Origin of the sequence: Alkalimonas cellulosilytica, from assembly GCF_036325985.1 — a bacterium.
Classification (GTDB): Bacteria; Pseudomonadota; Gammaproteobacteria; order Enterobacterales; family Alteromonadaceae; genus Alkalimonas; species Alkalimonas cellulosilytica.
This window is the reverse complement of sequence record NZ_JAUHLI010000012.1, coordinates 90,990-107,799: the sequence shown is the minus strand read 5'-3', so window position 1 is coordinate 107,799 and position 16,810 is coordinate 90,990. Positions and strand designations below refer to the sequence as shown.

General features: G+C 52.8%; 16 protein-coding genes. 9 read left to right on the top strand and 7 right to left on the bottom strand.

What is annotated here, in order from left to right; all coding sequences use genetic code 11:
- Positions 1-81: 81 nt before the first annotated feature.
- Both QWY20_RS12920 and QWY20_RS12915 read right to left on the bottom strand, forming a co-directional pair.
- The gene (locus tag QWY20_RS12920) at positions 82-1,281 is read right to left on the bottom strand and encodes an NnrS family protein (protein ID WP_330129426.1); all 1,200 of its coding nucleotides are present in this window, start codon (positions 1,279-1,281) and stop codon (positions 82-84) included.
- Positions 1,268-2,551, bottom strand: coding sequence for an MFS transporter (locus QWY20_RS12915; protein ID WP_330129489.1), 1,284 nt, complete (start codon positions 2,549-2,551; stop codon positions 1,268-1,270). The genes QWY20_RS12920 and QWY20_RS12915 overlap by 14 nt, the downstream gene beginning before the upstream one ends.
- Positions 2,552-2,870: 319 nt before the next feature.
- Here QWY20_RS12915 and QWY20_RS12910 point away from each other — a divergent pair, with 319 nt between their 5' ends.
- The 8 genes from QWY20_RS12910 (at position 2,871) to QWY20_RS12875 (ending at position 12,609) form a co-directional block, all read left to right on the top strand.
- Positions 2,871-4,352 (top strand): NarK family nitrate/nitrite MFS transporter, encoded by a 1,482-nt coding sequence (locus QWY20_RS12910; protein WP_330129425.1) that lies wholly within the window; start codon positions 2,871-2,873, stop codon positions 4,350-4,352.
- A gap of 11 nt (positions 4,353-4,363) precedes the next feature.
- Entirely contained in the window at positions 4,364-6,094 is a 1,731-nt protein-coding gene (locus QWY20_RS12905; protein WP_330129424.1) for a protein kinase domain-containing protein, read from the top strand.
- Between the two features lie 236 nt (positions 6,095-6,330).
- Positions 6,331-6,855: a hypothetical protein gene (locus QWY20_RS12900; protein ID WP_330129423.1), complete on the top strand. Its 525-nt coding sequence runs from the start codon at positions 6,331-6,333 to the stop codon at positions 6,853-6,855.
- Positions 6,856-6,960: 105 nt separating this feature from the next.
- Positions 6,961-7,812, top strand: coding sequence for a hypothetical protein (locus QWY20_RS12895; RefSeq protein ID WP_330129422.1), 852 nt, complete (start codon positions 6,961-6,963; stop codon positions 7,810-7,812).
- A 641-nt stretch (positions 7,813-8,453) separates the two neighbouring features.
- Positions 8,454-9,944, top strand: a complete 1,491-nt coding sequence (locus QWY20_RS12890) for a PGAP1-like alpha/beta domain-containing protein (protein ID WP_330129421.1) — start codon at positions 8,454-8,456, stop codon at positions 9,942-9,944.
- A gap of 199 nt (positions 9,945-10,143) precedes the next feature.
- The gene (locus QWY20_RS12885) at positions 10,144-10,677 is read left to right on the top strand and encodes a hypothetical protein (protein WP_330129420.1); all 534 of its coding nucleotides are present in this window, start codon (positions 10,144-10,146) and stop codon (positions 10,675-10,677) included.
- 279 nt (positions 10,678-10,956) lie between these two features.
- Positions 10,957-11,877, top strand: coding sequence for a class A beta-lactamase (gene bla, locus QWY20_RS12880; protein ID WP_330129419.1), 921 nt, complete (start codon positions 10,957-10,959; stop codon positions 11,875-11,877).
- 12 nt (positions 11,878-11,889) lie between these two features.
- Entirely contained in the window at positions 11,890-12,609 is a 720-nt protein-coding gene (locus tag QWY20_RS12875) for a hypothetical protein (protein WP_330129418.1), read from the top strand.
- Between the two features lie 45 nt (positions 12,610-12,654).
- On the opposite strand, the gene mog is transcribed toward QWY20_RS12875, so the two are convergent.
- The 3 genes from mog to ubiU all read right to left on the bottom strand — a co-directional run bounded on the left by mog (position 12,655) and on the right by ubiU (position 15,203).
- Positions 12,655-13,185, bottom strand: coding sequence for a molybdopterin adenylyltransferase (gene mog, locus QWY20_RS12870; protein ID WP_330129417.1), 531 nt, complete (start codon positions 13,183-13,185; stop codon positions 12,655-12,657).
- Positions 13,186-13,296: 111 nt separating this feature from the next.
- Positions 13,297-14,169, bottom strand: coding sequence for a U32 family peptidase (locus tag QWY20_RS12865; RefSeq protein WP_330129416.1), 873 nt, complete (start codon positions 14,167-14,169; stop codon positions 13,297-13,299).
- Positions 14,170-14,210: 41 nt separating this feature from the next.
- Positions 14,211-15,203 carry a ubiquinone anaerobic biosynthesis protein UbiU gene (gene ubiU / locus QWY20_RS12860; protein WP_330129415.1) on the bottom strand — a complete coding sequence of 331 codons (993 nt, stop codon included), beginning with the start codon at positions 15,201-15,203 and terminating at the stop codon, positions 14,211-14,213.
- Positions 15,204-15,342: 139 nt separating this feature from the next.
- Between ubiU and ubiT the strand changes: the two genes are divergently transcribed.
- A complete protein-coding gene (gene ubiT, locus QWY20_RS12855; RefSeq protein WP_330129414.1) occupies positions 15,343-15,858 on the top strand; it encodes a ubiquinone anaerobic biosynthesis accessory factor UbiT in 516 nt (171 codons plus the stop codon).
- Between the two features lie 20 nt (positions 15,859-15,878).
- Here ubiT and QWY20_RS12850 read toward each other — a convergent pair whose 3' ends face one another.
- Positions 15,879-16,355, bottom strand: a complete 477-nt coding sequence (locus QWY20_RS12850; protein WP_330129413.1) for a DUF6644 family protein — start codon at positions 16,353-16,355, stop codon at positions 15,879-15,881.
- Positions 16,356-16,377: 22 nt separating this feature from the next.
- A complete protein-coding gene (locus QWY20_RS12845; RefSeq protein ID WP_330129412.1) occupies positions 16,378-16,758 on the bottom strand; it encodes a hypothetical protein in 381 nt (126 codons plus the stop codon).
- Positions 16,759-16,810 lie beyond the last annotated feature (52 nt).

The following is a 16,810-nucleotide window of genomic DNA, read 5'->3' as shown; positions in this document are numbered from 1 at the left end:
GGTGCTGAAAACAAAAGCAATTTGATGTGCATCAAGTTTTACCGATGACTACTCCAACAGTGGTACGACCGGCCAACCAGGCTATCCCGGCCGGCCATCGGCTCTTGGCGTAGTGAGTACCGGCCAGTACACCAGGCAGTAACAGCCAAACGCCAGCACCCAGCCGCCAATGGCCAGCTGGTACCAATACAGGGCAAAACCCGGCAGCCACTGCGCCAGTACCCGCAGCAGAACGGCAGCAATCAGCAGCACAAAAGCCGCCGCCATCACCGGCCTGGGTTGCAGCATACGGCCGGTATGGCCCAGTGAGACCCGCGCCATCATCGCCAGGATCATCACCCCCATGGCGCCAGCCGTCAGGGCATGAATGGCGGTGCTTTGGCTGACGGCCAGGCCCGCTGCTTTGGCAGCGAACAGCGCCAGCCCAACAGGAATAAAGTAGCAGGCGATATGCAACGACCAGAGCAGGGGCACCCGAAAGGTCAGCCAGATTTTGACCCGAAGCAGTCGCCACAAGCAGAGCAAAGAGGCCGCTGCATACAGCAGCGCCATCAGGTTGGCCGGTAGCCAGTTGGTCAGCAGGAAAAAGTGCAGCACAAAAATCAGCCAGAGTGAACCAAGGGCTGCTTTATCCAGCCAGGGCTTGGCTTCGATGCGCGGTGTTTGGGTGCCATTGGCGGTAAACATCGGCAGCACCCGGCCAGAGACGATGGCCATCACCAGGGTTATCAACCAGATGGTATTCAGCATGCCGTGTTGGCTGTACAGCGGCTGCTCCAAAATGACCCCTGCGTGCATCAGCGCATTGCAGGCGGTCAGTAGCAGCAGTACCGGCACAAAAAACAGATTACGGCTTTGGCCGGCTTTTAGCAGAATGCGGCCAAACAGCAGTGCCGCCAGAGGTAAAAAAGCCAGATCAACCGCCGCTACCACAACGCCGGGCAGTGAACCACCAAACAGCATCAGGGCCCTGGCGGCCAGCCATACCAGGGTAAGCCAGAGCAGGGGACCACCATGGGTAGCACGCAGGCCGGTCCAGTTTTGTACGGCGGTCAGCAAAAAGCCGACAATAATGGCAGCGACAAAACCAAACAGCATTTCGTGCTGGTGCCAGAACAGCAAGTCGCCATAAGGCTGCAGGGTAATCAGACCGCTGAGCGCCAGCCCCCACAGCAGCATGGCCAGCAAGCTGAACAGGGCGCCGAATAAAAACAGTGGCCGAAACGCCTGGCGAAGCAGGGGTTTTAACGCTTCTTCCTGCTGTAAATCAGTGATTTGCATCGTCGTTGTCCTCAAAAAAATTACTGGTCAGGGCCGCTTGCAGTTGTTTTTGTACTTGCTCGCTGCGAATGGCAAAAAACATCATGGTCATGCACAGTGCCAATACGGCGTACAGCACCATAAAGCTGGCACTGGCAATGCCAAGCGCATCCTGAGCGGCACCAAAGGCAATCGGCAGGGTGCAGCCACCCAAAGCGCCAATGGTGGCGATAATACCGCCGACTGAGCCCATTTGCTGCGGGTAATGATCGTGGGTAATTTTCAGCACACTGGCGCGGCCAAAGCCCTGCGCCACGCCGATGACAAAAATCAGCGCGGTAAAAAGCCAGACATTGATTTCAATGGTCAGCTCGACATCGCGTTCCAGCCCATGAATGGTCATGGTGGTGGGCGGGTAGCTCAAAAAGAACAGGCAGACCAGGCAGACCCAGAACACGCTCCAGTTGACGGCGCGGCCACCGTAGCGATCGGCAAACCAGCCGCCCAGTGCCCGGGCCATGCTGGAGGTGGTGACAAAAAACAGCGTAAAAGCCATCGCCTGCTGCAGATCGAGCTGGTAGGCCTGCATGTAGTACTGCGGTAGCCAGAGGATCAGCGCCAAAAAACTGCCAAACACAAAATAATAATACAGGCCAAACCGCCAGACCTGGGAGTGATGCAGCGGCTTGAGCTGTTCACGCCAGGGAGGCTGATAGCTTTGCACATAAGCTGGCAGTTTTGGCGCCAGGCCAGCAAACAGCAATAGCATAAACAGCAAGCCAGCGGCATAGGCCGGCCCGGTCCAGCTCCAGCCCTGCCATTGCACCAACAAGGGCAGCAATATCAGCGAAATGGCAGCGCCGGCATTGCCAGCACCAAAAATACCCAGCGCCAGGCCCTGCTGCTCGCGGCTAAACCAGTCGGTGACATAGCGTATGCCCAGGGTAAAAGACACGCCACTGACGCCAATCCAGAGGCCAAGCCAGAGAAAGCCCTGAAAACTGTCAATCAGCGGCAGTAGCAACAGCGCTGGTATCGTCAGCGCCATTTGCCACAGCCACAAAGTGCGGGCGCTTTGGTACTCCGACAGAATACCCAGCGGAAAACGCAACAAAGCGCCGGATAAGATGGGAGCCGACAGCAAAATACCCAGCTCGGTCCCAGTTAAGTCCAACTTGTCCTGAAAATCGATGGCCAGTACCGCATACAGGGTCCAGACCGAGAAATTGGCAGCAAAAGCCAGGGTCGCCATAGTCAGGGCGCGCCAGGCATGGGGCAAGGTCGCATTCATAGCATAAGGCTCATCTGGCTGTGGTTCCCGCGTTGGGTGATCTTTGCCATGATACCCAGCTTTTATCCGGCTTGCCCGGCTCCCAGGGAATACCCCGAAGAAGCTTTTATTCATGCACTGCTTCCTGTGGCTACTCCGTTGGGGGTAGGGGGTTCAGTGGTGAGTGGTGCTGGCGCTTGCGTGCCGTTATCACCAAGGGGGTAATCCGGCTTTTCCTTGTAATTTCAATGGTTTTTCCTGTTGATGCAGATCAAGTTATGCTCTGGCAAAGGCGCAGAAACTGGCGCCAGGAATTGTCCTTTCACACCCGAGGTGAGTTATGTCTGACACTGGCAGTCTGAATCTGCTGCGATTCAGCGACCCGAAAATTAAAACCCTGCACCTGACCTGGTTTGCGTTCTTTTTAACCTTCGCGGTCTGGTTTGCCCATGCGCCTTTGCTGTCGTCGATCCAGCTCAGTTTAAGCCTGACCGATGCGCAGATTCGCGCTTTGCTGATTTTAAACGTAGCCATCACCATACCGGCGCGGATCGTGGTCGGGATGCTGGTCGATAAGTATGGCCCGCGTATTATTTATGCCTGCTTGCTGATTATCTCGGCCTTTTTGTGCATTGGTTTTGCTTTTGCTACTACCTACACCAGTTTGGCGATTTTCCGCTTCTTGCTGGGGTTTGTCGGTGCTGGTTTTGTGATTGGTATTCGCCTGGTCAGTGAATGGTTCCCGGCCCATCAGGTGGGCACGGCAGAAGGCATTTACGGAGGCTGGGGCAACTTTGGCTCGGCCGCTGCGGCCATGCTGCTGCCCACTATTGCGCTGATGTATGGTGGCGATGATGGCTGGCGCTACGCCATTGCCAGTGTCGGTGTGGTGTGTGGCCTGTACGGCCTGGTGTTTTACAAGTACGCCCGCAATACCCCCAAGGGCTCGATTTACTTCAAGCCGAAGAAAACCGGTGCCATGGAAGTCACCAGCTGGGGCGATCTCTGGTTGTTGATTGCGATGAACATTCCGATGTACCTGGCACTTGGGATCCTGGCTTGGCGCTTGTCGCCGGCTGGTGTGAACCTGTTTGATGAGAGCTGGATGTACATTTTCCTCGGCGTCCTGGTGGTGCTCTTTATCTTCCAGACCCAGCAAACCTGGCGCATCAATGCCGATCATTTGCGCGAGGGGGTGCCGGAAATGCAGAAATACTCCTTTAAGCAGGTGGGGATTTTAAATGTGGCTTATTTTGCCACCTTCGGCTCGGAGCTGGCGGTGGTGTCGATGCTGCCGCTGTTCTTCCTGCAAACCTTTGAGGGTTTAACACCGGTCACAGCGGGCTTATTGGCATCCGGCTTTGCCTTTATGAACCTGGTATCTCGGCCAATGGGCGGTTGGTTCTCGGATAAATTTGGCCGTCGCCGCAGCATGCTGGTGTTGATTGCCGGTTTGGCGGTGGGGTATTTCCTGATGGGGCTGATCGACAGCTACTGGTGGATCCCGCTGGCGGTGCTGGTGACCATGGCCTGTTCGTTCTTTGTGCAGGCTGGTGAGGGCGCGGTGTTCTCGATGATCCCGCTGATCAAACGCAGCATGACCGGCCAGATCGCCGGTATGGCCGGCGCTTACGGCAATGTTGGCGCTGTGGTCTATTTGACCGTGCTGAGTTTCGTCAGCTACAGTACCTTCTTCTTTGTGATTGCGGCTTCGGCGCTGGTGGGGCTGGTGGCGATTGTGTTCCTGGACAATCCGAAAGGCCATATCACCGAAGTGTTGCCGGATGGTACCGTTCACACCATCGACGTTGGCCATAAATAACGGGGATTGCATTGAGCGCACCGCTGCTGCAACTGACCATCGCCGCCAGCTCGGAAGCTGGCGGCAAAACCGGCAACGAGGATGCGGTGTGCTGGCAGCTGCCGGACGATCCTTACCTTCGTACCTACAAAGGCGCGGTGCTGGCGCTGGCCGATGGGGTCAGCAGTGCCGAAGCTGGTCGCGAGGCCAGCCAAACGGCGGTCACGTCTTTTGTGCAGGATTACCTCAATACCCCCGATACCTGGTCGGTGCGCCAAAGCGCCGAGCAGGTGCTCTCTACCGTTAACTTACGCTTGTACCGCCGCAGTCATGCCTTTGCCAATGAGCTGAAAGGCCATTTGTGCACCTTCAGTGCTCTGGTACTGAAATCCCATACCGCGTATTTTTTTCATGTTGGTGACAGCCGCATCTGGCACTGCCGAGGCAGCCAGCTCAGCCAGCTTAGCACCGATCACAGCACGGTACTGCAGGACAAACGGCAGTTTCTGGCGCGCGCGCTTGGCATGAGCAACCAGTTGCAACTGGATGCTGGCCGCCAGCAGCTGCAGCCAGGGGATTGGTTTGTGCTGAGCAGCGATGGCTTGCATGATTTTGTCACTGAGCAACAACTGCTGGAACAACTGCTTAGCGACAGCAGCGCCGAGCAAAAAGTGCAGGCCCTCACTGAGCTGGCGCTTCGCCAGGGCTCGGATGACAATATTTCCATTGTATTGGCCCGGGTAGAAGCACTGCCCGCCGAGAGCATCGACGATTACAACGAGCGCTTAACCCGGCTGCCGTTTCCGCCGGTGCTGGCGCCCGGGATGAAAGTGGATGGCTACCGCATCGAGCGCGAACTCTATGCCAGCGAACGCAGCCATCTGTATCTGGTGACCGATACCGACACGGAAAAGAGCCTGATTTTAAAATGTCCGTCGGTCAATTACAGCGACGACCCCAACTACATTGACCGCTTTATCCGCGAGGAGTGGATTGGCAGCCGTATTCAAAGCCCTTATGTGGTCAAAGTGATCCGGCAAAGCCGGCCGCGCAGTTTTTTGTACTATCTGATGGAGTACGTGCAGGGCCAGAGCCTGGAGCAGTTGCTTACGCAGCAGCAGCCGGTCAAACCTGGCCGGGCCATCAAGCTGGTGGAGCAAATTGCCAAAGGCCTGCAGGCATTTCATGATTGCGAGGCCATCCATCAGGATCTAAAACCGGGCAATATCCTGGTCACCGCCGATGATCAGGTGAAAATCGTTGATTTTGGCTCGGTCTTTGTTGCCGGGGTGGCTGAGATTTTTGTGCCGCTGGAGCACGAAGCGGCGCTTGGCACCGCCAGTTATTCCGATCCTTTGTACCTGCAAGGCCACAATTCCGGCATTCAGGGCGATGTCTATTCACTGGCCACCATCTGCTACGAGCTTTTTACCGGCCAGTTGCCTTATGGCAGTAAGATTGAAGATTGCCGCACCGCCAGCGACTTTGATCGCCTGCGTTATATCCCGGCCCGCGAGCACAACCCGCGCATTCCGCTGTGGTTCGACCGGGCGCTGGAAAAAGGCGTGGCCTTTGACCTGCAGCAGCGTTACACCACCTTGCAAAGCCTGCTGCGCGATTTAAAACAGCCCAACCCGGACTTTCTGCGCGAGGAAGTCAAACGCAATACCCGCACCAGCAGCCTGCTGTTCTGGCAGCTGCTGTCTGGTTTTTGGTTTATTACCTTGCTGCTGGTGATTTGGTTGTTTTTGTTGCAGCGTTAGGCAGGTAGTCGTTACCGAAGGCTATTGAGCCAGCCTCAGAAATGCACTTATGCTAAACAGGAATCGAGCCTGAGTTTTTTTGCAACAACTTGCGGGTTTTATGCTTGTAGGTTGTTGTAACAAAAAATCAGGCAGGAAAAAGCTCTTGATTTACATTCAGATGCAGGCCTAGACTGGAAAGATTGAACTGCGTGCCGGATAAAACACTAAGACGTTAGCTTTCAAGGAAGTATCTTATGGATGAAAAGTCAAAGGAAGAAGTCCTCGAAAGAGGAAAGCGATTTCGAAAAGAACTAGATAAAATCGCTATGGCTATAGGTCATCTGGTTATCCGTTTTAATAGACTTGATAGAGATCTTGGTGAGGTAATTTACCTAGTCGTTGGCTCCTATAAACCGCACATCCGAGAAGTTTTTACAGCATCTTTAAGCTTTGCCCAGAAAGTAGATATGCTTTCTGCATTGCTTTTAGAAAAACATAAAAACGACGCTAAGCACCTACAAACTGTCAAACAAAAAATTAAGAAAATACAAGAATTTGAAAAACAGAGAAATACCATTATGCATTCGTGGTGGGGGACGGAACAATTCGGTGACGATGAATTCATAAGTACTAAGCAACGGGTACGTGGTGGTAAAGGTTTGGTAAAGAATACGATTCCTGCTGATGCAGAAAAAATTATGCACATCTGCTCAGATATAGATAATTTCCTATGGCTTGAATTATGTCGTCTGCACACAATTGAAAATGATGAAAGCTAACAAGTTGCTAAATTTCGTTCCGGCCACAAAAAGCGTGGCCTCCACGGGACTGCCTACGCTGCGCTGCGGCAGCCCATTAGCAAAGCGTTAAGCATCTGGAGAGGCATGTTGAAATCACAGACTATTAGCTTTCATTATGATCCAAGTGAGGCAGTATGCGGTGGCTTTCTGACACCTGTGTATTTCAATAGAGAGGTGCTTACTCGGTATTTGTACGACTCTCGATTTTCTTGCGATTTCTCGAGTGAAACATACGGAACAGTTTTCGGGCCTGAATTTTATATTTCATTCGGTGTTAATAGAAACGGTACTGTGTTCGCATGGCTCGGTGATCTCGATAAGCTTCCGTTCCGTGAAAAACTGTATTGGCTCGTAGAAAACAAAGAGCCTGAGGATGAAATCGCATCACAATTTTTTGATGCCCAAATTCATGCCGAGCTCACTTCGCCGCCCGCAATAATTGACTGTTTAAATGATTTGTCGAAGCTGAACTCGGAATTCCATCAAAAATTTGGGGTTCACCTTTACCACGATCGTTCAATAGAAGAGCGAATTGATGAGACTCGCCGCTACAAGAGGTTAATATTAAACAATCAAGATGACCTGAAAAGATTTGTAAGCGGGCTCAATGAGATAATAAACGAAAATACTAATAATGTTGAGGTTAGGAAGTACCTAAAAGGTCATGGCATTGCGTTTGAGTCTGGCATGAAGGGTAATAAATTATTACAGTTGGTGTATCAAAATACATTGGGTGATGAAGACAATCTTATTGCACCGTTCTTTTACTTGTATGATCTCCGGCTTTGGGCTGATCATTCTACAGGAAGCAAGTATCTGACAGATGTTTCTGAAAAACTCGGTGTACCCTCTGATAGTTATTCGGATATTTTGGATGCTCTGGTTGCTCAGTTGCACGTATCCATTAAAGCGATAAAAGAGAAATTAAATGCTTAACACATATGAGCCTTCTCGGAGTCAATAGGTAAAACCGCTCTTCTGGCCGCGCAAGCGGCCAGTCTGTTTGTCCATCAGCAAGATAGACTGCTTCATCTGTCATCATGGTTGCCAGGCGATAGCCTGCAACAAACACATATCGGGGCTCTCTTATCTCATGCTCAATGAGAGCCTGCTGATTTCAGCATCCTTGCTGACAGCAGGGGCACCAGACATTCATCGGTTAACCTGTTGCTGGCGCTATTCAAGGCGTCGGGCTTAAAGCCCGTTAGTTTCAGGCTCAGCACAGGTGCAAACCATCTTGCTGATGGGTAATGCGCGGTGACAAGGTGTCTAATCAAGACGCTCTGGCTACGGCAGTGTGCTAGAAGACGGGTGTTCAGCTTGTTGCTACGGGCTACCCAGCCTTCATTTGAGCATCAGCCATGGTGTCCATAGACGTTCAGTGTAGCGGGCGCTACGTTTCTGAGCTAAGCAACTAAGGCATGACTGGGAAAGTAAAACAATGGAAACCGGGATGCCGGTGGAAATCTGGAATAGGGCGCCTATACTTCCTACTCACAACTTATATTCTGAAACTTAACCCAGAATTACATCACCCGATCAAACAGCACGTCAAAGCATCAGCGAGGCACACCACCATGGCAAAGATCAAAGCGCCTTTTTATCCGATCATTTACATACGCGGCTATGCGATGACGAAGTCTGCGATGGAGGATACCACTACTACGCCCTACATGGGATTCAATCTTGGTACTACCAAAATCCGGCAGAACCACAAAGGTGAGGTCATGCAGAAGTTTTTCGAGTCGCCGCTGATTCGTCTGATGAAGGACTTTGGCTACACCGATAATTATGCGGATGGGGATGTTATTGAAGGAGACATCCCGGCAAAGAGCGTGATCATACACCGCTACTACGATCAGGCAGACGGCGATTTTGGCACCGGAGATGGGGCGCCCTCCATAGAGCAGGCAGCGCAGGGGCTGAGCGAGCTCATTCTGAAAACCCGCGATCAGGTGTGTGGCGATGATGCGCAGGCCCGAATGGATTTCCGCGTGTATTTGGTTGCGCATTCAATGGGCGGACTTATCGCGCGCTGCTTCCTCCAAAATGATGAGATCGGCAGTGCTGAAGCCAAAGCGATGGTCGATAAGGTGTTTACCTATGGTACGCCACACAACGGCATTGAGGTTGGCAACCGCAATGTGCCGCGCTTCCTAAGCGGCTGGGATATCAATAATTTCAATCGGCGGCGGATGGCGGAATACCTCGCGCTGGATTCCCACAATCGGGTTGATACGCTGAACAATAAGTTTCCTGCGCACCGCTTTTTTGCGCTGGTTGGCACCAATCACCATGACTACAATTTGTCGAAGCTGGCGGTTGGGCCGATGAGCGATGGACTCGTGCTCATTCGCAACGCAAGTGTGCAGACTGCGCCGCGGGCCTACACGCATCACAGTCACAGCGGGGTGTACGGGTTGGTCAATTCCGAGGAAGGTTATCAAAATCTGACCCGCTTTCTGTTCGGCGATATCGCCGTGACAGGGGTACTGCACCTCGAAGCGCTGCCACTGCCCCCAAGTGTGCAGCAGGCTCTCGACAGTGGACGCGCGGTTAGGGCGTCGTACTACTTTGAAAACACGGTGATGGTGCGTGGGGAGATGTTTAAGCTTAGCGAGCGGAAGATTGACAATCAGTCAGCAGGCTTCAAGGAGTTCGACGAGCTGTTTGTCCGGGATGCAGCGGGCAAGTGGGTTCCTAAGCCGGGCAGTATGCCGGTGCTGTTCAGTGCATTTCTGGACTCATCAAAGATTCAGGCAGGCCGAACGCTTGTGTTTACGGTTGATCTTGCCGTGAAAACGACAGAGTATGAAATTGACGGCCGTATGTTCCGCAGTAAACGCATTCCCGGCGAGAACCTGTTCCGGGAGCAAATTACGATCAAGGCGACCCGAGCCGGCGATGGTGCAGGTGGCTTCAATCTGCGTTATACCCTCACCGATGAGGGCTGGGGCGAGTATCGCGGGAGTCTGGCGGAGACCCAGTCTGACAGTGGCTACTGTATTCCACTCAAATCAGGTAAGGGCTTTAAGGGAGCCCTCAAGCTCCGGATTGCGCAGCGCTAAGCTTTATTCTGTATAGCGCCAGATGCTCTTGCTCCTTTTCGGAGCAAAAAATTAACGCAGGGGAAGCTGTTGATTTTCATTTTGATTGGAGCGTAGACTTGAAACATCAAACCAATTAAGAAATATTCCTATAGTACTTCGAGAGTTTTTCTTTGCCGTTTGGAACGGAGCATTATCTTTAAAGGAATGTGTGGTCGCTATGTCAAAATTTGTTGTTGCTTTAATTGTCACTATTCTGAGTGGTTGTGCAAGTGTTCCTTTGGGAACGATGCTCGAATTTCGTTCATTCACAAAAGATGACTTCATCAATCTTCAGCCTCAAAACCTTAGAGCAAGAGTTCACATTGATGAGCCTGCTCGGGCAGATATTGAAAAAGCTGAACTAGCGTTAGAGCTAAATACTGAAAAAGGCTTGAGAATCTTTAACTTTCCATTAGAGCTGATCGACGAACTAAAGATCGAGCCTGTGTCGGGTTTATTTTCAAGGTCGCCAGGGAAAACTGAGTACACCCTTAAACTCTCTGAGGAAGCAATAGACAACTTCAGAGCAACACAGCAAATTATTCGGAATGAACAATCTGGACGTTTGAGTTTTTCGGTGAAAACCGGCTTTGAACAGTTGCCAAGTGACATCACCGAAATACGACTATCAATTTTTCTAAAGCTTTCCGAAGACAAAGGCTTTGTTACATTAATTAATAATGCAAAGTTAGAGATAAAACATGACGGCTAACGTGCACCGTTGCAAGTCATCACTATAGTGGCTTCGAACGCAGCTGCACCAAGGTTTTGGTTACGCTACGTGCGTTTGGAAGAAGTAAACAAGAAGGCTTAGATTTAGTTGCCTTGTTCTTTATTTATCTGCTAAACACTTGTCGATATGAAAATAAAATATGGAAATAGCTGATGGGATCAAATCCTGACTCTGGTAACTGCCTGCGACGAGCTTTTTACCGCAAACTGTCTGAGGCAACTGAGTTTGCTGCTAAAAATCAGCTCAAGGAGTAACTGCATGGTAACAAGACGAGAATTTTTAATGACATGCGCGGCGACCAGCACACTGCTGGCTGTCCCGGCACTTGGAGCAACGGCAGCAACTACAAGAACAGCCTCGCGCCGTTTTGATGCAGCAAAGAGGCTGCAGGCTCTGGAAGTGGGCCATGCGCGGCTTGGGGTTTGCTTCCTTGACACGGCAACCGGCGAAGTAAGCGGTAACCGTATGGATGAACACTTTGCGATGTGTTCGACCTTCAAGTTAGCGCTAGTGGCTGCTTATTTACGCGAAGCAGATCATGGTCGGATAGATGTGAATGAAATCCTGTCGTATTCCGAAACCGATCTTTTACCTTGGGCACCGGTGACGCGCGAAAATATTGCCAGGGGCGGTATGAGCATTGCTGCGCTTGCACAAGCAGCCCAAGAGGTGAGCGATGGGGTTGCCGCCAATCTTCTTGTGAAACGCTTGGGAGGACCTGCCGCCGTCACCGCGAAGTTTCGCGAAATGGGCGATATGGTGACCCGGCTTGATCGGTATGAACCCGATTTGGGCTTGGTGCTCTCCGCTGATCTTCGTGATACTACTTCGCCCTTGGCGATGGCACAGCTCGTTCGTCGAATCACGACCGGTGACATTTTACAGCGTGATTCACGGGAGCGTTTGCTGCACTGGATGGAGAACACAAAAACCGGTTCCCTGCGGCTTCGCGCAGGACTCCCTGCAAAGTGGCGTAGCGGTAACAAAACCGGAACCGGGCGAGCGGAGGGAACGACCAATAAATGCAATGACATTGCAATCACTTTCCCTCCCAACAGAAGCCCGATTATCATTGCGGCCTATTTTGATAGCGGCGAGTATACCGGGCAGACTGAGGCTCGGCATCAGGCAGTCCTTGCTGAGGTGGGAAGGATCGCAGCCGATTGGGCAATAAGTTAGGAAAAATTCATTATGCGTCCTACGTTTTATCTACTAACGGTTATGCTAATGGTGGCTGGGTGCAACACTGAGCCTGTGCCTGAGCGTCCTGTTGCAGTGCAGCCCGGGCAACCGCAGGGGGATGCTGCTAGCATTGATAGCGAGTACTCATCAGCGTGGCATGACAATCATCAAACGGTGCAAGATGATCCTGATAGCCAATGTCATCCAGCACTGGAGCCTTTGCGGCAAACATTACCTTCAGCAAATCAGATCGAAGGGCAGCCGTTAAAAAGCCAGACTTGTGGTGTCAATCTGGTGACCAAAGTCTATGGCCCGCTGGATGATTTTGCTCCCGGCGCTACGATTTTCTACAGCATCCATTCGTACAGCCGCCAATACGCTGATCTAACCGGTCTGACACACCAGGATGCAGATGCATTTTTGGCTCAGCAACGGCAGGGCTGGCTGGTTTTTTTAGAAAATCTGCGCGAAAAAGTACGTTGGGCGCAAGAGCCGGACATTTATACCGAAGCGCAGTTAGCCCGCTTGCCGCAAGAGTTGCTATGGCAAGACAGCATGCCTGCAGTACTGGATAATGGTACGGGCATCTGGGCACTTACGATTTGGCTAACAGAGTATATTGCCGCCAATGTGTCTGTCCATGATGAAACAAACCCGGACCCCACGGCGGAAGAAGCACTGCAGCGGTTAACCCCTCTGGCGAATGCGTTAAATTTCCAGCGGCTGTGAAGAGCTGAGCGGATCCGGTGGTCGCCGAAGCGTGATGGAGCTGCTTTAGCTTTTTGGCCGAAACGGCTTGATCACATCTTCGTTGCACTCCAGGTAGGGCCCTTCCATCAAATCAATGCAGTAGGGCACGGCCGGAAAGACCGCATCCAGGCACTGACGAATGGCTTTGGGCTTACCGGGCAGGTTGATAATGAGGCAGCTGCCGCGCAGGCCGGCGGTCTGGCGCGATAAAATGGCGGTAGGTACGTACTTTAACGATTCCTGGCGCATCAGCTCGCCAAAACCAGGCATCATCCGATCGCACACCGCTTCGGTGGCCTCTGGCGTGACATCCCGTTTGGCCGGGCCGGTGCCGCCGGTGGTGACAATCAAGCAGCAGCCTTCACGCGCCAGATCTTTCAGGGTTTGTTCAATCTGTGGCTGCTCATCCGGGATCAGCCGGTACTCGGCCTGCCAGTCGCTGACCAGGTAATCGCTTAAGGTATCGCGAATGGCCTGGCCGGACATATCTTCATAAACCCCGGCACTGGCCCGGTCGCTCACAGTAACTATGCCAATCTTTGCTTGCTGTCCCATCAAATCTCCACGCTAATCATTCAACACTCAACACTCAACACTCAACACTCAACACTCAACACTCAACATTCAACATTCAACATTCAACATTCAACATTCAACACTCAACACTCACCCCGCCACCATCCCAGCCAGCTGCAACCAATAACCATTGCAATCACCGCCAGGCAACGGCTGCGGCGCCTCACCATGCTGATTGGTTTTAAATTTAGCCAGCCAGTCAAAAGTCCCTTCATGCTGTGGGCTTAGTCGCACAATGTCAACCAGCCCATGCATCTGTGGTAGCTGGTTGATCAGGTTGTAGCGCTCACCGGATTGGGTTTGAATGCCATTGAGCACAAACACCTGCTTGCCATCCTGGCTGGTGACGGTGCGTCCTGCGGGGTACTTGATGCAGCAGAGTTCGCACTGATCCTTGCTGCGATTTTCCGAGCGGGCGGTAAAACAACGGCCCGACCAGGCCAGTGGCAAATGGCCAAAAGCCAGCAACTCGGTCTGAAAGCAATCACGAATATCCTGAATGCAGCTTTGGCTGAGCAAATCGCGCAGCCATTGCCCGGATAACTCCACCGGCAGCACCCAGCGCTGCAATCCCATGCCAACCAAACGGCGCAGTGCGTGCTGGTTGTAGCAGGAAATAGCCGGGCCACAGACAAAGGTAATGCCTTGCTCCTGCAGCATCTGGATGGCACCGACATCGTTGGCTTCCACCAGAAAATCACCGTTTTCGCAGTAACGGCGCAGTTCACGCAGCTCCGACGGGGCCTCCAGCAGCGTCATGGTCGACAGACAAACCTGCTTGCCGGCTTCACGCAGCATATGGGCCAGTTGCAGGTAATCATCCAGTTTCAGCTCACGGCGTTTGCTGCAGACGGTTTCACCCAGATAAACGATATCAATGGCGGACTCCGCCGCCTGGCGGTAAAACTGCTGCACCTGGGCTTTGGGCCAGAAATACTGGATCGGACCAAGCGAAAATTTCATCAAATAACTCCTTACTTCCTAGGTGCTTATTTCCTAAGCTTTTATTTCCAGGAGCGATGGTAAGCACCGAGCGTGGTCTGGCTGCCTTCGGATAAACCGGCCAGCACCTGTTGCCAGTTGGCCGCGACTTCAAAATGCGCTGGATCCTGCAGCAGGGTATCAATGGCCTGGCGCCAGACTTTGGTCAGCTGGGCAACATAGGCCGGGCTGCGCTGACGACCTTCAATCTTCAGCGAGACAATGCCTTCTTTGTAGAGCTCTGGCAGCAAGCCCAGGGTATTCAGGCTGGTCGGCTCTTCCAGCACATGGTAGCGCTCACCAGCCACATCAAAACGTCCTTTGCACAGGGTGGGGTAGCCGGCGGTTTCATCCGGGGCAAAACGGTCGATTAGCACGCCGTTTAAGCGCGACTCCAGCTGGCCGTCGTGTTCATCCCAGCGCACATAGGCCGCAGGTGAGCAGGCCCCGGCGGTATTGGGCGACTCGCCGGTGAAATAAGAGCTTAAATAGCAGCGGCCTTCCGCCATAATGCACAGGCTGCCAAAGGCGAAGACTTCCAGGTCGATGTTGCAGGTACGCGCCAGCGCCCGCACCTGCTGCAGCGACAGCACCCGCGGCAGCACCACCCGGGATACCTCGTACTGGCGGTAAAACTCAATGGCGGCAGCATTGGTGGCTGAAGCCTGCACCGACAAATGCCGCTCAACTTTGGGGTAGCGCTCGGCCGCATAGCCCAGCACCGCCATATCGGCCAGAATTAAGGCATCGGCACCGGCTTTGACCGCACTGTCTACGGCTTCCTGCCAGCGCTGCCAGCTGTTGGGGTGAGCGAAGGTATTGATGGCGACATGCAATTTGCGGCCATGGCGGTGCACATAGTCGGCGGCCTCTTTCAGTTTCAGCTGATCGAGGTTTAAGCCGGCAAAGTGCCGGGCATTGGTTTCGTCTTTCAAACCAACATAGACCGCATCGGCACCATGCTCGATGGCGGCTTTTAAGGCTGGCACGCTGCCAGCCGGGCAGAGTAATTCCATACGAACTCCTGCGCTTGCTGCTGCCGGAACTTACCCAGTGTGGCAGTGCGCAACGCATTAAACTTTGATGTAGATTAAACAAAGCCTGCTTGATTTCAGTATCATCAGTGTACCGGATTAACGGTTTGGAAGTTATTGAATGTTAAATAGAAAATGGGTTATCCAACAGGTGGTAGCGCGCGGACCTTTGTGGGTAGGGGCGGCATTGCGCTCTTTGCCAAAGCCGGTCAGCTGCTTTGGGCTTAGTCAGCATCTGAACTGGTTTTTTCGCCGGGAACTCACCGCCGGCGAGCTGGATTTTCTTGCCAGCAAAACCGTGAAGGTCGAAGTGGCTGATTTGAGTTATCAATTTTACCTGCAACTACAACAAGGCCGGTTAAACGTGCTGGCCGATGGGGCAGAGGATGTGCTGTTTCGGGCCAACAGTCAGGATTTACTGCAGCTGATCACCCAGCAAGCCGATCCGGACACGCTGTTTTTCCGCCGCAAGCTGGCCTTGCTGGGTGATACTGAACTGGCCCTGGCGGTGAAAAACCTGCTGGATACCATTGAGCTCAATGAGCGATTGCCCAAATCACTGGTTAGCTTGCTGACGCAATTGGCAGCAGCGGTACCGGCCATGGAGCAGGGCCAGTTAGCAGAAAAAACGGTTTAATGCGTACTGGGTTTGGGGGGCTAAACAAAAGCTATCCAGCGTCCGGCCAGCAAGATGGCAAGCCAGAGCAGCAGCGACAGCAGGGCGGTGACTTGCAGCAAAAGTGTTGGTTTTTGGCCTTCAAGCAGGGCTTGCCAGTGTGGTAGCCGGTGCACCAGCAGGATATTGAGCAAAGCCAGCAGCAATAAAGCGAGTTTTAGCAAAAAAGCCGTGTTGGCAAGGTAATGAGCCGGCTGCACACTAAACAGCAGAGGGCCGGTAGTCAGCGCAAGCAACAGACCGCCGGCTGCAAAGCGACTGAGTATGGGCGCCAGCATGCTCAAGTCGCCACGGTGGGTGATCCCCAGCAAACGCAAATCCAGTATCAGCACGGCCCCCAGTAACAAGGCGATGCCCAAAATATGGGCACTGCTGATCAGCGGGTAGCCGATGCTGGATTGGCGCAACCAACTGGCCAGCGTGGTATCAGCCAGGCTGACCAGCAGTTCAGTGAGCATGATGACCGTACTTTAACCGCGGTTATTGGTCTTCACGCAGCAGGCTTGGGTAGAAGGTGTACACTCTGTCGTCAATGGTAGCGCGGACCGCCTTGATAATGTGTTCATCCTTGTTGTTGGAGCGATGGCCCCGGATCAACACCTGATCGCCTACAGCGGCTTCCCCTTCGACAAAGCCAGCATCACGGGTTTGACGTGGGTTACCTAGATCCACCTGCCAGGGGCCGTGCTCTGTTTCAATCATCAGCCGTGGGTGTGGCGGACCAATGTAGATCTCGGTAATGGTACCGGTCATTTCGGTTTGTTCGCTTTCGGCCCAGTTCCAGCCGTGGTGTGCTGTCGCACTAAATGCCCAAAGCAGGGCAGTCAGCGTAACAGGTACTAAGAGAGCAAAAAATCGCATCACGGTATCCTCTTTATTCAGTCAGTAGTTACCAGTATAGGAAACAAGCAGT

Bases quoted from the DNA above. Each gene is read 5' to 3' on its own strand.
- QWY20_RS12885 (WP_330129420.1), top strand. From the start codon at position 10,144: ATGTCAAAATTTGTTGTTGCTTTAATTGTCACTATTCTGAGTGGTTGT.
- QWY20_RS12895 (WP_330129422.1), top strand. From the start codon at position 6,961: ATGTTGAAATCACAGACTATTAGCTTTCATTATGATCCAAGTGAGGCA.
- ubiU (WP_330129415.1), bottom strand. From the start codon at position 15,203: ATGGAATTACTCTGCCCGGCTGGCAGCGTGCCAGCCTTAAAAGCCGCC.
- QWY20_RS12910 (WP_330129425.1), top strand. From the start codon at position 2,871: ATGTCTGACACTGGCAGTCTGAATCTGCTGCGATTCAGCGACCCGAAA.
- bla (WP_330129419.1), top strand. From the start codon at position 10,957: ATGGTAACAAGACGAGAATTTTTAATGACATGCGCGGCGACCAGCACA.
- QWY20_RS12875 (WP_330129418.1), top strand. From the start codon at position 11,890: ATGCGTCCTACGTTTTATCTACTAACGGTTATGCTAATGGTGGCTGGG.
- QWY20_RS12915 (WP_330129489.1), bottom strand. From the start codon at position 2,551: ATGAATGCGACCTTGCCCCATGCCTGGCGCGCCCTGACTATGGCGACC.
- QWY20_RS12865 (WP_330129416.1), bottom strand. From the start codon at position 14,169: ATGAAATTTTCGCTTGGTCCGATCCAGTATTTCTGGCCCAAAGCCCAG.
- QWY20_RS12920 (WP_330129426.1), bottom strand. From the start codon at position 1,281: ATGCAAATCACTGATTTACAGCAGGAAGAAGCGTTAAAACCCCTGCTT.
- mog (WP_330129417.1), bottom strand. From the start codon at position 13,185: ATGGGACAGCAAGCAAAGATTGGCATAGTTACTGTGAGCGACCGGGCC.
- QWY20_RS12845 (WP_330129412.1), bottom strand. From the start codon at position 16,758: ATGCGATTTTTTGCTCTCTTAGTACCTGTTACGCTGACTGCCCTGCTT.
- QWY20_RS12850 (WP_330129413.1), bottom strand. From the start codon at position 16,355: ATGCTCACTGAACTGCTGGTCAGCCTGGCTGATACCACGCTGGCCAGT.
- ubiT (WP_330129414.1), top strand. From the start codon at position 15,343: ATGTTAAATAGAAAATGGGTTATCCAACAGGTGGTAGCGCGCGGACCT.
- QWY20_RS12900 (WP_330129423.1), top strand. From the start codon at position 6,331: ATGGATGAAAAGTCAAAGGAAGAAGTCCTCGAAAGAGGAAAGCGATTT.
- QWY20_RS12890 (WP_330129421.1), top strand. From the start codon at position 8,454: ATGGCAAAGATCAAAGCGCCTTTTTATCCGATCATTTACATACGCGGC.